The sequence below is a fragment of the Halomonas sp. HL-93 genome, assembly GCF_900086985.1.
Classification (GTDB): domain Bacteria; phylum Pseudomonadota; class Gammaproteobacteria; order Pseudomonadales; family Halomonadaceae; genus Vreelandella.
In genome coordinates this window covers 1,866,114-1,880,868 of the sequence record NZ_LT593974.1, presented here as the reverse complement: position 1 = coordinate 1,880,868, position 14,755 = coordinate 1,866,114, and the positions used below count along the sequence as shown (strand labels likewise).

The window sequence follows — 14,755 nt, the reverse complement described above, 5'->3', positions numbered from 1 at the left end:
ATGCGACGAAAATAAGCCAACCGCTGATTAGCTTACGTCAGTGGACGTCGCATTAAGCTTACCTGCATCAAGGTGCCAGTGGTAATCGATCCGGGGCAATAAGTCAGGCTGGTCGATTTGATGAACAAAATAGATGACCGTTCTGGTGGCTAGCCAGCGGTCAAGACTCGTAGCGACATACTGAGCTGTCGCCGCATCAACGCTGGCAAAGGGTTCATCAAGGATCACCACGTCCGGGTTACGCAGCATCAGCCGCGCCAAAGCGACCCGTCGCGCCTGCCCTCCTGACAGCTGCTGCCCCTTTTCGCCCACTGGGGTGTCAAGCGCCTTGGGCAGTTGCGTTACCCAGTCTGCCAAGGCCACATCGCCAAGCACCTGCCAAAGTCGTTCGTCAGTGGCTGACGGATCCGCAATGCGTAAATTTTCAGCCAGGGAGTCATCAAATAAATCCACCTGCTGGGTCAGCATTGCCATGTGTTCAGCACGATACGCCATCGATAGTTCGGCCGGTGCTTTGCCCAGCACATGGACAGCACCACTCGTCGCAACCAGACGCCCCATGAGCAGCGATGCCAGCGTGGACTTGCCAGCCCCCGACATCCCTGTGATGACGGCACGCTGCCCCGCAGGAAGGTGGAAACTGACATCATCCAGCGCCAGGTCGAGTGCGCCGGGGTAGCGAAGCGATACCTGCTCGAACGACACACCACGATCAGACAGCATCTTACCGGCAGTCGCCGCCATGGGCGCTGCGTCAGACTGGGCGAGCTTATTCAGGCGCTCGGCAGCGGCATAACTTGCCCCCAAACGCACAAACGCATTCGGTAGTACGCTGAACGCCTCATTCACCCCCAACGCCATCAGCACCGCCATCACCACAATGGGGCCTGCCACCAGGTCTTGCACAAACACCTCGCCAGCCACCCAAAGCACGGCTAACGCAACCAGACTGGTCACCGCTGCCAACAGCGCATTACCCATCGCCAGCCTGGAACCCACCAGGCGCTGATTGTGCAACGCCCGATGCTCATGCGAGTCCACGATGGCCCGATGCCAATGATGACTTCGATAGCTGGCCAATTCGGCGCTCCCCTGGACCTGGTCGACAACCAAGTGGCGCAGCACCTCCTGGTTCTCGACGTGGCGATAGCTTTGGCGCCACCCCCAGGCTGCCAGCCCCAAGGTGGTGACCAGCCAGAGCAGACCCAGCACGGCGGCCATAACAAGAGCCGCACCAGGGAGCCAGAAAGCAACAAAGGCAACGATGATCACGCTGCCGAGCAAGGCAACCAGCGGCGGTATGAGCACGCGTAGGTAGAAGTTGTCTAACGTATCGATGTCCGAGGTAAGCCGCGTCAGCCAGTCACTTGCCCGCTGTCGGCCCAAGGTCAGATCGTCGAGTCGGGTCAATTGACCAAAGACGTGAAAACGCAATTCTGCCAGCAATGCTAGCACGCTATTGTGGTTATAGACCCGCTCAACGTAGCGCGAGACGGTACGCGACAAGGCAAAGAAGCGTATGCCACCCCCGGGTACGTAGACATCGAGCGACACGGAAAGCCCCAGCGCCAGGGCAATGCCGGTTAACGCACTGGCGGTGATAAACCACCCGGATAACCCCAGCAGTGCAACACCGGACAGGAAGGTGGCGCCAGCCAGCAAAGCGCCCAGCATCAGGGCGCGACGCCGTCGCGTCAGCAAGCGCAGCCAGGGTAAAAACTGGCGATAAATTGCACTCAAGCGGGCACCTCCTGAAGCTGGCCGTTGTCCACGCGAAGATGGCGACTCGCCGCCGCTATGACGGCAGGATGGTGAGTGGCGACAACCAGCGTGCGCCCTTCTTTCGCCCAGTCAAACAAGGCCTCAACGACCGCTTTTTCCGTGGCGCTATCGAGCCTGGCGGTAGGCTCATCAAGCAGCACCAAGGGCGCACGGCTCAAGTAAACGCGTGCCAGGGCAAGCCGTTGTGCCTGACCACCGGACAAGCCCACCCCACGTTCGCCAAGCACAGTGTCGAGCCCTTGCGGAAGCGCATTCAGCACTTCACTGAATCCCGCACGCCTTAACGCCGACTGCATGGCCTCTTGCGTCGCTTCGGGGTCCGCCAAGCGCAGGTTATCGGCCAGACTGCCCTGCAGAAGACATGGCTGCTGATCCAGCCAGGCGACTTGGTTCGTCGCCGCATGACGACACGCGCCCTGGCTCGCGCCAACAAAGCCTGCCAGCAGCGCCAGCAGCGTTGACTTTCCACTACCCGACTCGCCGCTGACCGCCACCACATCACCGTGCCGTACGGTCAGATCCAACGGGCCCAGAACGACACCTCGGGCCGCATAGCTGACTTCAACCGCTTCAAGCTCCACCAGCGCTTCCGCGTCTTGAGTAGCGGGCGGAGAAGCAGTCCTCATGACAGGCGGCTCATTGAGCGTATTGACGATACTCTCTGCAGCGCCTAACGCCGCGGCACGGTCGTGATAGTGCATGGACAACGTTCGCAACGGCTGGAAAAACTCGGGCGCCAGCAGCAACACGGCCAAACCGGAAAACAGCGTCAGCGAAGGCGCAGGGCCATACTCGATGTAACCGAGCAGGCCAAAGCCCACATACATGGCCACCACAGCGATGGCCACCGACGAGAAAAACTCGAGGACTGCCGATGACAGAAAGGCCAGCTTCAGCGTGCGCATGCTCAAATGACGATAGTGATCAGCCGCCTGCCAAACGTCTTGCTGGGCGGCGGCCGTATGACCGAAAAGCTGGAGCGTGGTAATCCCGCGTACGCGGTCGATGAAATGCGCCGACAGCCGTGCCACCGCCGCGAACTGATCACGGTTCATGCGTTCAGCCCCCATGCCGACCAGAGCCATGAACAAGGGAATCAGCGGCGCCGCCAGCAGTAGAAAAATGGCGGCCAGGTAATCCAGCGAGACCACCACCGCCAGGATGACCAGCGGCACCCATACGGTAATACGCATTTGCGGATGGAAACGCGCAAAATAGCCGTCCAGGGCGTCAACATGCTCGAGGGCCTGGGCGGCAATGGCACCGCTTTGCTGAGTGGTCAACCAGACAGGCCCCAGCGCCGTGACTTTGTCCAGTAGCTGCGAACGCGCGTGACGTCTTATCCGCAGGCTGGCCTCCAGGCTCAGGCGCTCCGACGCCCACTGGCAAAGCGCTCTTCCGACAACGGCGACGGCCAACAGAATGAAAACTGATGATAAATCACGGGGAGCGCGGTCATGCACCATCAACTGATCGATCAACCACGCAAGGCCCGTGACTATCAAGACGGTCTGAAACCCCGCCAGACTACCGAGGAACGCCGCGCCCCTCAGTCGCTTGCGTTCCAACGATGCAAGCGACTGCAACCAGCGGCGCGGCGTTAACCCGTTTTGCTCAGATGTTGAGGCCATGGGCTCAGTGATAGCCCTCTCCTACACGCACCTTGCCGCGAAATACCCAGTACGTCCATGCCGTATAGGCCAGCACGATGGGGATGACGAACAGCACGCCGATAAGCAGGAAGAGCTGCGATTCGGGTGCCGAGGAGGCGTCCCAGATCGTGTAGTTGGGCGGCACAATGACCGGCCACTTGCTCGCGATCAGACCCAGGTAGGTAAAGATGAACAGGCCTAACGAGGCGACAAACGGCAGGCCTTCTTCCTGACGTTTAACGGCCCGGTAGAGAACATAAGCACACACCATGGCAAGGATCGGGAACACCCAGATCAGATGAATCTGGTTAAGCCAACGATCGCGCACTTCGGGGCTAACCAGCGGCGTCCACAGACTGACGATGCCAAATACGACCAGTACCGCCACCAATAGCTTGGGTGTGATGCGATAGGCCCACTGCTGGATGTAGCCTTCCGATTTGAGAATCAACCAGGTAGCCCCCAACAGGGCATAGCCCGCCATCAGGCCCAGGCCGGTCAGCACGGTAAACGGCGTTAGCCAGTCGAGGGCGCCGCCCACATAGACAAAGTCTTCAACGGCAAAACCCTGGATGTAGGCGCCGACAACGGCCCCCTGGGCAAAGGCCGCAACCGCCGACCCGCCGCAGAATGCTATGTTCCACCAATGGCGGTTTTTCTTGGATTTGAAACGGAATTCGAAAGAGATGCCGCGGAAAATCAACCCGGCCAGCATCAAAAACACCCCAATATAAAGCGCCGGCAGGAACACCGAATACACCAGAGGGAAGGCGCCCAGCAGCCCGGCACCGCCAAGGACCAGCCAGGTTTCATTACCGTCCCACACCGGCGCGACCGAGTTCATCATCACATCACGGGATTCGTCGTCGGGCGCGAAGGGAAACAGTATCCCCAGCCCCAAATCGAAGCCGTCCATGATCACGTACATGATAACGCCGAAGCCGATAATGCCGGCCCAGATTATTGCAAGGTCAAGGCTGATCATTTGCTCGCTCCTTCAAAATCACCATCGAACGGCGTATGGGCCGCTGAGAAAGGCCGTTTTGCCCGCTCGACTTCACCGGTTACTTCCGCAGTATCTGGGATCATGCCGTTACGTACCACACGGGTCAGGTAGTAAATACCTACCCAGAAAACGACGGTATAAACCGCGACGTATCCAATCAGGGTAAACAGCGCCATTCCGCCAGTGAGCGAAGGTGTCAGCCCCTGGGCATGGGTCATAACACCGTATACCAACCAGGGCGCGCGCCCCGCTTCGGTAACCACCCAGCCGGCAAGCACGGCAAGGAAAGGCGACACAATCATACCCACCAGCGTCTTGAGGAAGAGCGGCGATTGGAAGACGCGCCCCCTGCGGCGTAACAACAGCCCCGCAATCGCCACGCCGATCATCAACATTCCGATCGCCACCATCACGCGGAATGACCAGAACACCAGCGCCACAGGAGGCTGTTCGTCAGGGGCCGCTTCGCTGACGCCGGGAACTTCACCGTCGGCACTGTGCGTAAGCACGATACTTGCAAGGCTGGGGATGCCGATTTCGAAGTGGTTGGTCTGCGCCTCCTGGTCGGGAAGAGCGAACAGCAGAAGCGGAACGTTGGACCCGGTTTCCCAGTTACCTTCCATGGCCGCCACTTTGGTCGGCTGATGCTCGAGCGTATTCAGACCGTGGAAATCCCCGATGACGGCCTGCGCAGGCGCCAGGAACAAAAGCAGCCACAGGCACATCGAGAGCGCTTTTTTATTCGCCTCGACGTCGCGATTACGCAGCAGGAACCAGGCGCTGATTCCCGCCACCACAAAACCACCGGTCAGGAACGACGCCATCCCCATATGGACAAAGCGATACCAGAAGGAGGGGTTGAAGATTGCTGCCATCCAGGAAGTGATATGGAAATGACCGTCGATCATTTCATAGCCGGCAGGCGTCTGCATCCAGCTATTGGCGGAGAGAATCCAGAACGACGAGATGAAGGTGCCCACGGCCACCATGATAGCGGCAAACAGGTGGACCCCTTCAGGCACCTTGCCTCGACCAAACAGCAAGACACCAAGAAAGGCCGCTTCCAGGAAGAAAGCCGTCACCACTTCATAGCTCAGCACCGGCCCCAGGAAATTAGACGTTGCATAGGAGAAGTTGCTCCAGTTAGTACCAAACTGGAACGACATCACAATGCCGGTTACCACGCCCATGCCGAACACCACGGCAAATACCTTGGTCCAGAACAGCGCCAGGCGATCCCAAGCCTGGTTGTCCGTTTTATAGAACAGACCGTGCAGTACGGCGATATAAGACGCTAGACCGATCGTAAACACGGGGAAGATGGCGTGAAAGCAAACGACAAACGCGAACTGTATTCGCGAGAGTAACAGCGGATCGAGCTCCATAATTCGCTCCTAAGGCCTGAATGAACTCCCCTCTTGCGAGGGCGTGTAACAAGCTTAGTTGAGCCGCTATCGGTCACGCTTTATTCTTATAGTTACTAAGCTTATCGATTACCAACCCGTTAAGTTTACAGCTTAGAAGGCCCGTACGCGGCATGAGTTTGGGTATTTACCTGTGTCCCGTTGACGCAGATCAATTTTTAACGATCAGGCAAGCGTTTGTTAAAAAACTTAGTGACTTACGCGAGCACCACCAAGCTCACCATATAGCCAGTGTAGGCAATAAACAGGGCTAGTAAACCACCCCCTTCAAAGCGGTTGATGCGCCGTGGGCGACCCCGCCAGGAAAACGCAAAGATCATCATCAGCACGGTCATGACCAGCATGACGCTCCAGTCACGCTGAAGCACTTCCTGCCCGGTTTCAATCGGGGCGATAACACCCGCCAACCCCACCACGGCGAGGCTGTTAAACAGGTTCGACCCCACCACATTCCCCAGCACCATGTCATGTTCGTTGCGGCGCAGCGCCGTAATCGACGACGCCAATTCCGGCAGGGACGTACCAATGGCCACAACGGTCAAGCCAATAATCAGATCGCTGATACCAAAACGCACGGCGATCTCGATGGCCCCCCACACCAGCAGCCGCGAGCTGGCGATCAACAACACCAAGCCTACCAGCGTCCACATCATGGCTGTGCCACGGGACATCGGCTTGCTATCGAGGGTTTCGGCCACTTCAGAGACAAGCGCATCGTCCTGCTGGCCTCGCGAACGCACAATGCTGACAACGATAAATACCAGCAGCGTCAGCAATAGACAGACAGCCTCCCAACGGGCCACCCACCCATCGAGCAACATCAGGCCGGTTACCAGCATTACCACCAGTAACAACGGCATTTCTTTTCGGATGACGCTTGAGTGAACAGCCAAGGGGGCAAGCAAGGCCACGAAACCCAGCACCAGTCCAATATTGACGATATTCGACCCGTAGGCGTTACCCACCGCCAGCCCCGGGTTGCCCTGCATGGCGGCAAGAACCGACACCATCATTTCCGGGGCCGAAGTGCCAAAGCCAATCACCAGCATGCCGATCAATAGCGGCGATAGCCCCAGCCAGCGGGAGGTCGCCGCTGCGCCGTCAATAAACTTTTCAGCACTCCATATAAGTAGTATCAAGCCAACGACAACGGCGATGAGAGCAAGTAACATAAGATTCCCTTTGGTGACATATTCCAAGGACAGTCGTGATAGTTGGAGGTTGAAATTCTCGGCAGCCTCTGACCGGCGATATCGACGGAGCCGATCATTGTCCATTCACCGCTTTAGGTCAACGGTAAAGAAGCTACTGGGACACCAATTTTATCTGAAAATTGACAGACTTATCACCGACAGCGTATTGGTTTAGTTTCTCAACATGAGTGGGAACATTATTTGTCACAGCACTGGCTCCCTAAACGACCATCGTTGCATGTCAATGCGCCGCTGGTTGACCAGCAACCACCTGAAATCCGCACTCAGCGGCGACGCCTGCGCGCCTGCCACGAATGCGACTGGGTCTCGGCCCTACCACCACTCAAATCAGGCGAAAAAGCCAGCTGCCCACGATGTTCACATGTGTTAGTGAAACGCCATCGCTATCCAGCACAACGCAGTATGGCACTCGCTGCGGCATCGCTTATTGCTCTCTTGCTGGCGGTCTCCTACCCGTTTGTGAGTTTCAGCTATAGCGGAGTAAGCAACCGTATCGAACTTTCCGAAACGGCTAGTACGCTCATAACGTTTCATCAACCCGTGGTCGCTATTGGCGTTGTCATGACCATCGTAGTGCTACCTGCCGTGTATTTACTCGGCACCCTTTGGCTGCAATATGGTTTATTGCGTAACGATCCCCTGCCCTTTAGCCGATCAACGGCACGTTCACTAAGCCATTTAACTCCCTGGATGATGGCCGATGTATTTATTGTCGGCGCTTTGGTCAGCTTATTTAAAGTAGCCGGGCTTGCCGATATTGATCTTGGATTGGCTTTTTGGGCATTTTGCGTTTTTGCCATTTTGCTACTGATGACCGTTCAATCGATTGATGCGGACTGGATGTGGTTTGCCCTAGAAGGCGAGCCACTCGTCCCTGAGGGCACCCAAACAGGTATGTCAGCCGCTGCCCAGCGGCTTACCAGTTGCCCTACTTGCGGGCTAATTAATCGAATATCTCCGGACAGAAAACATCATTGCGTGCGCTGCCACGAGCGACTGCACCCTCGCTTGCCGCATAGTATTCAACGCACTTGGGCATTACTCGCCGCCGCTACGGTCATGTACATTCCTGCTAATATATACCCCATCATGACCACGACAAGCTTGGGCGATAGCTCACCGTCGACTATCGTTGGCGGTATTGTCGAGCTTATTCAAGCAGGCTCTTGGCCAGTGGCTGGCGTTATTTTTGTCGCCAGTATTATTGTGCCCGTCGGCAAGCTATGTGCATTGGCTTGGCTATGCACTGTTGCCAACCGAAGCCATGCCCTCAACGCCCAAACGCGGACAACGCTTTACCGAATCACCGAATTTATTGGACGCTGGTCGATGGTCGATATCTTTGTGGTCGCGATTTTAGTCGCGTTGATACGCGCAGATTCACTGATGACAGTCAACCCTGGGCCGGCTGCCCTCGCCTTTGGATCGGTGGTGGTCTTAACCATGCTGGCCGCAATGACTTTCGACCCACGTTTACTATGGGATGCGCCCATTACCAAACACCCAGGACGCCAAGCCGCCCGTAAGGAAATAATTGATGGCTGACGAAAACAATGTTCACTCCAATGAGCCACATAGTGATGCGGCTTTGCACCGAGCCAAACCCGGCCCCCAGACACGGCTCTCGCCTATTTGGATTGTGCCCATTGTCGCCTTAGTCATCGGTTTATGGCTGGTGTACGACAACTATTCTAGCCGCGGTACGATGGTTACCTTAACGATGGAGAACGCCGAAGGTATAGAAGCAGGTAACACACTGATTCGTAGCCGCAATGTGGAAATTGGCCGCGTGCAAAGCGTTCAGCTGTCTGATGATCTTTCTCAGGCGGTATTGCGAGCGCGCATTCAGCCTGAAGCAGAAGCCATGCTGCGTGAAGATAGTCGCTTCTGGGTGGTTAAACCGCGCATTGGGCGTGAAGGAATTAGCGGTTTGGGTACGGTCCTTTCGGGTGCTTATATCCAACTCCAACCCGGCTCTTCATCCGCACCTCAGCGAGAGTTCGAAGTAAGGGATACCCCACCTGTGGCGCCCGCAGGGGTCGCTGGATTGCAAATCAGCTTAGTCAGCCAGTTGGGCAATTCATTGAGAGTTGGCGACCCTGTTTCCTATCAGGGTTTCACCGTAGGTCGTATAGAAGAAACTCGCTTCGATGCCGAATCAAGCACCATGCACCATCAAGTATTCATTGAAGAACCCTACGACCAACTGGTCACTGAAAGCACGCGTTTCTGGACGGCCAGCGGCATCGATTTTCGCTTAGATGCCGACGGGGTGCGTGTCAATGTTGAATCAATTGAGGCCCTCCTGGGTGGTGGGGTTACGTTTGGCGTACCAGAAGACCTCCCAATGGGGAAACCTGTCGATAATGACACTCGTTTTGAGCTCTACACGGATGAAGATAGCGCTCGGCAAGGCACTTTTAACCGCTATTTGGAGTACGTCCTGCTTGTCGACGATACCGTACGAGGTCTCTCCAAAGGGGCTCCAGTCGAGTTTCGTGGCGTCCGCCTTGGTACCGTGGCGGCTGTGCCATGGAATTTCACAGCGCCACAGCCTGACTCCCGCGAGCAATTTGCTATTCCGGTATTGATCCGTATCGAACCGCAGCGTCTGGGCATTGAAAATAGCGAGGTCGATTTAGATGAGTGGGATGGTCGTCTAAAAAGAATGTTTACACTGGGTCTGCGCGCGTCACTTAAGAACGGCAACCTACTGACGGGTGCCATGTTTGTGGATTTAAACTTCCGCCGCGAGCTAGCTTCCCAATATGTTCCGGAATCGTTCTCCGATCGCACGGTATTCCCCACGGTCTCTGGTGGTTTTGCGCAAATCCAAGCCCAGGTAACCGATTTATTGGAAAAGCTTAACAGCTTGGAAATCGAGCCGTTATTAACGGGGCTTGACCAGAATTTACAGGCTTCTGAATCGGTGCTTGAAGAAGTACGCGGCGTAAGCGAATCCTTGAATCAGCTACTTAACGATCCAGAAACCCAATCCCTGGGCGGCAACGTGAACCGCACGCTTGAAGAACTACAAGAGACGCTCGATGGCTTGTCCCCCGAGTCGGCGGCCTATCAAGAACTGACGTCGACGGTCGAACGGCTTGACCGCGTAATACGCGATGTTCAGCCATTAACCCGAACGCTCAGCGAAAACCCACGCGCACTGCTATTCGACAGTGTCGAAACCGAAGACCCGATACCTCGCGCACCACGCGAATAAGGACACACAATGCGTTATTTGTCTCGAAAACTAGTTGTGATGTTACTGCTGCCGCTTTTACTCAGTGCCTGTGCCAGCAACACACCCTCGGCCAGCCGCTATGTATTGCCGAGCGGGTCATTATCAAGCCCGCCCAGCGCACCTGAAGGCACCCTTAAAGTGACAGCGCCGCGCTTGCCACACTATTTGGATGTCGAAGGTATTGTCATGCAAGTAGATGACATTACCTTGCAGGAGGCAAACAGCCATCAGTGGGCAGAAGCCATTGGCCGCCAATTGGAACGCGGGCTGCGGGCCCGCCTGTCCAATGCGCTGCCCACATGGCGCGTGGTGCGCGACACATCTAGCGACGAGCGAGTGATCACGCTACGCTTAGAGGTAGACCAATTCCAAGGACGCCATGACGGACGTGCCATTGCCAGTGGTCAATGGCAACTACTCAATCAACAGGGTGATGTATTGGCGATGGAAACATTCCATGCTGAAACACCGCTCGTGGAAGACGGGTACCCTGCGCTCGTTCGGGCCCTAGGTAAAAGTTGGGACACCGTAGGTGAGCAGATTGCCCAGGCGCTTGAAGATGTTCGATAGAATCGATTAAGCCCACAACAAACGGAGTTGAACGGCAATGACGGACTCGCCCCAACACTTAGATGGCTGCCTTGAAGCGGTTCAAACACTCTACAAAACAGTGGAGCAGCTACTCTACGAACCCGCCACCGAGGCGCGGCTTATTACCGCCATGACCCATTGCCATAAAGTCCATCAGACGCTGATGGCTGATACACCTTCAGCCGCGACAAGAGCTGCATTGGCACGTACAGAACAATTTATCATTGCCTCTGCCGAGGACTATTATCGCCAGCTACCTGATAGCTCCAAGACAACCCTCAACGGGAACGAGCGGACGAAGCTGTTTGGCAACCGTTTAATGGCCCTTGATGGCATTGGCCCTGCAACGGCTATGCAGCTAATGGAGCGTGGCATTTTTACCCCCGAACAGCTATTTGACCTATCGTTTAACGCACTTAAGGCACTGGACCTGCCTCCGGCGTCTCACGCTCGTGTCGCATCGCTCCACAGCACCCAACACGTCAAGACACCAGACTGAACGCCTATAGCATGATATAGTGCTCGCTTAATCAATCGTTCGTTATGAGTGAATCTTGTCACTGGTCACTAACGCCCCTCCTGGCATGCTCACGAGAGGCGTGAATCGTCAATTCTAAAGTGGCTGGCCATTGTTATCTTCAATTCATTACGGTTATTAGCGCTCTTCTAGAGCGCCCTTCATTCTCAATCTTAACAGTGCGCTGTTTAACGATGCCTAAAGCATGCGTGAGCAGCCACTGGGAGAACGCATGAACTTTTCTGATCTCGGCCTTGATGCCGACTTACTTCGCGCGGTAACCGATCAAGGATATACCGAGCCGACGCCTATTCAGCGTCAAGCCATCCCTGTGGTATTGCAAGGCCGCGACCTGCTCGCCAGCGCCCAAACCGGCACAGGCAAAACTGCCGGTTTCACACTGCCCATGCTGCAGCGTTTATCAGCAGGTAAGCCTGCCACCAAACGCCAAGTGCGTGCTTTAGTGTTGACCCCAACCCGAGAACTGGCCGCCCAGGTAGGTGAAAGTGTCACCACTTACGGGCGACATCTTTCTCTGCGTTCACATATCATCTTCGGTGGCGTCGGCCAGCAACCCCAAGTCGACGCACTGAAACGTGGCCTTGATATCCTGGTGGCCACACCGGGACGATTGCTCGACTTGCAACAGCAAGGGCACGTTGATCTGTCAAGCGTTGAAATTGTTGTTCTGGATGAAGCTGATCGCATGCTCGACATGGGCTTTATCCATGATATTAAACGTCTCTTGAAGCTGGTACCCAGCAAACGCCAGAACCTACTGTTTTCCGCCACTTTTTCTGACGAGATCCAGACGCTGGCGCAGCAGTTCTTGAGCGACCCGGCGTTTATCGACGTAGCGCCACGCAATACCACGGCGGACAAAATTGCCCAATCGGTCTACCGGGTTGACCGAGAGAAAAAGCGCGAACTACTGGCGCACCTCATCAAGCAACACCAGTGGTATCAAGTGTTGGTGTTTACGCGCACCAAGCACGGTGCTAACCGCTTGGCAGAACAGTTATCCAAACAAGACATCCCCGCGATGGCCATCCACGGCAACAAGAGCCAGGGTGCCCGCACACGTGCGCTTGGCGCATTTAAAGGTGGAGATTTGCAAGTATTGGTCGCCACCGATATTGCCGCACGTGGTCTCGATATCAATGAGCTGCCTCACGTGGTCAACTTTGAGTTGCCCAACGTAGCGGAAGATTACGTGCACCGCATCGGGCGGACAGGTCGTGCTGGCAGTAATGGCGAGGCGATTTCACTGGTATGCGTCGATGAGCACGCGTTATTACGCGGCATTGAACGGCTAATTAAACAGACCCTCACCAAGCACATTGAGCCCGGATTTGAACCCGACCCGAATGCCACAGCCCAGCCTATCGAAAATGGCCGTCGGCAACCGCGTAACGCTCGCAGCCAACGCAAACCGAGTCAGCATACCGACCGAGATGCGGCCCCCAAGCGTCGCGCTCGCCGCTAGCCCGGCCGAAAAGAATATGCGATGGTAGCGCTTTTATTAGGCTTACTCGTTAAGCACCGGTTTTCATGGAGTGATCATGGCGTCTTCCCAACTTATTGCGCAATACCGTCAGTGGCAAACGTTCCAACGTCAAGAGCAGTTAAGCAGAGAGCATTTTGGCGTTGTGCAACGCTTAGAAGATGCCCGTGCGTCTTCAACGCAAGTGGTTCAGGCGTATCGCAGCATGGCGGAAAAAGCCTCGACGGAAGGGGCATGTTACCGCACCATCTTTTTACGTAAGCGGGATGACCAGTATGCCCTACCCTGCGAAGGCTGGCTGTTCGTCCGCCGAGTACTAAGCGAAGGCAATAGCACTCGGGTAAGAGTCACTCTAGTCGAAACCTTTTCTCTCGAAGATGGGACCATGGCACCCGGCGATAAACCAGCGCGTAAACTGACTCTTGAAATTTTCGACCAAGTTCAGGTGGATAAAGGCATGCGAACCAGCGTACGCGTTGATTGCCTGGAAACCACCGAGGATTATCACTTTATTACGCTAATAGATGCCGTACGCGGAGACTTACGCCCCTATTTAAAATAAGCCGCCGCCATGAGGGCACGCCATACCGTATTTATTGCGCTGATGGTCATCGTAGGGCTCAATCTCCGCCCTGCGATGTCTTCGGTTGCACCGCTACTTAATCGCTTACAGGAAGTCGCTGGCCTTTCGGCTGCCTCAGCGGGCGTGCTCACCACGTTGCCGGTGCTATTTTTGGGCCTCGCGGCGCCGCTTGCCCCTATCCTTGCTCAACGCATTGGTAGCGAACAGGCGTTAAGCACTGCACTAGGTCTGCTAATGGTTGGCCTGATAATGCGAGGCTTGCCGTTTCCTGGGGTTCTTTTTATCGGTTCAGCGCTTTCTGGCGCTGCCATCGGGCTTGCGGGCACCCTGCTTCCTGCACTGGTAAAACGCCAGCTGCCGCATAGTGCCGACCTCCTGACCGGTCTGTATACCATGGCACTATGTCTGGGCGGCGCTTTAGGAGCAGGACTAAGCGTCCCCCTTACCCACTACCTTGGCAGTTGGCAAGCCAGTTTAATGAGTTGGTCCCTGCTGGCCTTTACCGCACTGGTGTTATGGGGCATTTATATGCCCAATACTAAAACCTCGTCACCCATTACTGCCGTACCTCAAACCGGTACGCTGAAGCTCCTCAGCCAGCCGCTTACCTGGTACGTCATGCTCTTTATGGGCATTCAATCATCGATGGCTTATATCGTGTTTGGGTGGTTACCGACACTCCTGGTCTACCGTGGTTATAACGAAGCCACTGCTGGATGGACCATGGCGATCTCGATTCTTTGCCAACTTGCCTCAGCGCTCACCGCCCCGTGGCTCGCCCGCCTAGGACGTGATCAGCGCCCGGCGTTACTCTGCGTTTTACTATCCACCGCCTGCGGTTTGTGGATGTTGTTGATAGCGCCACTTCACTGGCAATGGCCAGGCGCAGTACTTCTCGGACTAGGCCAAGGCGGGAGTTTTAGCTTAGCGCTCAGCCTGCTGGTCTTGCGCACGGCGAATGCACGCCTTTCAGGTCAACTCTCCGGGCTGGTTCAAGGCGGTGGCTATACCATCGCGGCAATTGGCCCTTTCGGAGTGGGCTTATTACTGCAGCACGGTGCTAGCGGTGCTCAAATCACATGGCTGCTGATTTCGCTGCTGTTGGTGTGCGGTGGTTTCGCACTGCTTGCCGGACGCAAACGCTGGCTCGACGATAGTTCGGGGCAGCTTTTAGTGCACAATGAAAAATACGATGACCGCCTAAATAAGGAGACGCCGTGAGCACCCCTGCTTCTTCT

At 55.9% G+C, this 14,755-nt stretch carries 12 protein-coding genes; 7 read left to right on the top strand and 5 right to left on the bottom strand.

Going from position 1 to position 14,755, the window contains the following annotated elements; all coding sequences use genetic code 11:
• Positions 1–27: 27 nt before the first annotated feature.
• The 5 genes from cydC to GA0071314_RS08635 all read right to left on the bottom strand — a co-directional run bounded on the left by cydC (position 28) and on the right by GA0071314_RS08635 (position 7,036).
• Complete coding sequence (cydC, locus tag GA0071314_RS08655) at positions 28–1,740, bottom strand: thiol reductant ABC exporter subunit CydC (RefSeq protein ID WP_074396263.1); 1,713 nt, start codon at positions 1,738–1,740, stop codon at positions 28–30.
• Entirely contained in the window at positions 1,737–3,413 is a 1,677-nt protein-coding gene (cydD, locus tag GA0071314_RS08650; protein ID WP_074396262.1) for a thiol reductant ABC exporter subunit CydD, read from the bottom strand. The genes cydC and cydD overlap by 4 nt, the downstream gene beginning before the upstream one ends.
• Positions 3,414–3,417: 4 nt before the next feature.
• Positions 3,418–4,419, bottom strand: a complete 1,002-nt coding sequence (cydB, locus tag GA0071314_RS08645) for a cytochrome d ubiquinol oxidase subunit II (protein WP_074396261.1) — start codon at positions 4,417–4,419, stop codon at positions 3,418–3,420.
• Complete coding sequence (locus GA0071314_RS08640; protein ID WP_074396260.1) at positions 4,416–5,825, bottom strand: cytochrome ubiquinol oxidase subunit I; 1,410 nt, start codon at positions 5,823–5,825, stop codon at positions 4,416–4,418. Before GA0071314_RS08640 ends, cydB begins: the two co-directional genes overlap by 4 nt.
• A gap of 236 nt (positions 5,826–6,061) precedes the next feature.
• Positions 6,062–7,036, bottom strand: a complete 975-nt coding sequence (locus tag GA0071314_RS08635) for a calcium/sodium antiporter (protein WP_074396259.1) — start codon at positions 7,034–7,036, stop codon at positions 6,062–6,064.
• Positions 7,037–7,258: 222 nt separating this feature from the next.
• Between GA0071314_RS08635 and GA0071314_RS08630 the strand changes: the two genes are divergently transcribed.
• From GA0071314_RS08630 to GA0071314_RS08600, 7 genes are all read left to right on the top strand, one after another.
• On the top strand, positions 7,259–8,623 hold the full coding sequence (locus GA0071314_RS08630; protein WP_074396258.1) for a paraquat-inducible protein A: 1,365 nt from the start codon (positions 7,259–7,261) through the stop codon (positions 8,621–8,623).
• Positions 8,616–10,301, top strand: coding sequence for an intermembrane transport protein PqiB (gene pqiB / locus GA0071314_RS08625; RefSeq protein ID WP_074396257.1), 1,686 nt, complete (start codon positions 8,616–8,618; stop codon positions 10,299–10,301). Before GA0071314_RS08630 ends, pqiB begins: the two co-directional genes overlap by 8 nt.
• A 9-nt stretch (positions 10,302–10,310) precedes the next feature.
• Positions 10,311–10,892, top strand: coding sequence for a PqiC family protein (locus GA0071314_RS08620; protein WP_074396256.1), 582 nt, complete (start codon positions 10,311–10,313; stop codon positions 10,890–10,892).
• A gap of 37 nt (positions 10,893–10,929) precedes the next feature.
• Positions 10,930–11,412, top strand: coding sequence for a helix-hairpin-helix domain-containing protein (locus GA0071314_RS08615; RefSeq protein WP_074396255.1), 483 nt, complete (start codon positions 10,930–10,932; stop codon positions 11,410–11,412).
• A gap of 250 nt (positions 11,413–11,662) precedes the next feature.
• Positions 11,663–12,916 (top strand): DEAD/DEAH box helicase, encoded by a 1,254-nt coding sequence (locus GA0071314_RS08610; RefSeq protein WP_074398488.1) that lies wholly within the window; start codon positions 11,663–11,665, stop codon positions 12,914–12,916.
• Between the two features lie 76 nt (positions 12,917–12,992).
• Positions 12,993–13,496, top strand: coding sequence for a hypothetical protein (locus tag GA0071314_RS08605; protein WP_074396254.1), 504 nt, complete (start codon positions 12,993–12,995; stop codon positions 13,494–13,496).
• 9 nt (positions 13,497–13,505) lie between these two features.
• Complete coding sequence (locus GA0071314_RS08600; protein WP_074396253.1) at positions 13,506–14,738, top strand: MFS transporter; 1,233 nt, start codon at positions 13,506–13,508, stop codon at positions 14,736–14,738.
• The last annotated feature ends 17 nt before the right edge of the window (positions 14,739–14,755 follow it).

Bases quoted from the DNA above. Each gene is read 5' to 3' on its own strand.
- GA0071314_RS08620 (WP_074396256.1), top strand. From the start codon at position 10,311: ATGCGTTATTTGTCTCGAAAACTAGTTGTGATGTTACTGCTGCCGCTT.
- GA0071314_RS08600 (WP_074396253.1), top strand. From the start codon at position 13,506: ATGAGGGCACGCCATACCGTATTTATTGCGCTGATGGTCATCGTAGGG.
- GA0071314_RS08615 (WP_074396255.1), top strand. From the start codon at position 10,930: ATGACGGACTCGCCCCAACACTTAGATGGCTGCCTTGAAGCGGTTCAA.
- pqiB (WP_074396257.1), top strand. From the start codon at position 8,616: ATGGCTGACGAAAACAATGTTCACTCCAATGAGCCACATAGTGATGCG.
- GA0071314_RS08640 (WP_074396260.1), bottom strand. From the start codon at position 5,825: ATGGAGCTCGATCCGCTGTTACTCTCGCGAATACAGTTCGCGTTTGTC.
- GA0071314_RS08635 (WP_074396259.1), bottom strand. From the start codon at position 7,036: ATGTTACTTGCTCTCATCGCCGTTGTCGTTGGCTTGATACTACTTATA.
- GA0071314_RS08610 (WP_074398488.1), top strand. From the start codon at position 11,663: ATGAACTTTTCTGATCTCGGCCTTGATGCCGACTTACTTCGCGCGGTA.
- cydD (WP_074396262.1), bottom strand. From the start codon at position 3,413: ATGGCCTCAACATCTGAGCAAAACGGGTTAACGCCGCGCCGCTGGTTG.
- GA0071314_RS08605 (WP_074396254.1), top strand. From the start codon at position 12,993: ATGGCGTCTTCCCAACTTATTGCGCAATACCGTCAGTGGCAAACGTTC.
- cydB (WP_074396261.1), bottom strand. From the start codon at position 4,419: ATGATCAGCCTTGACCTTGCAATAATCTGGGCCGGCATTATCGGCTTC.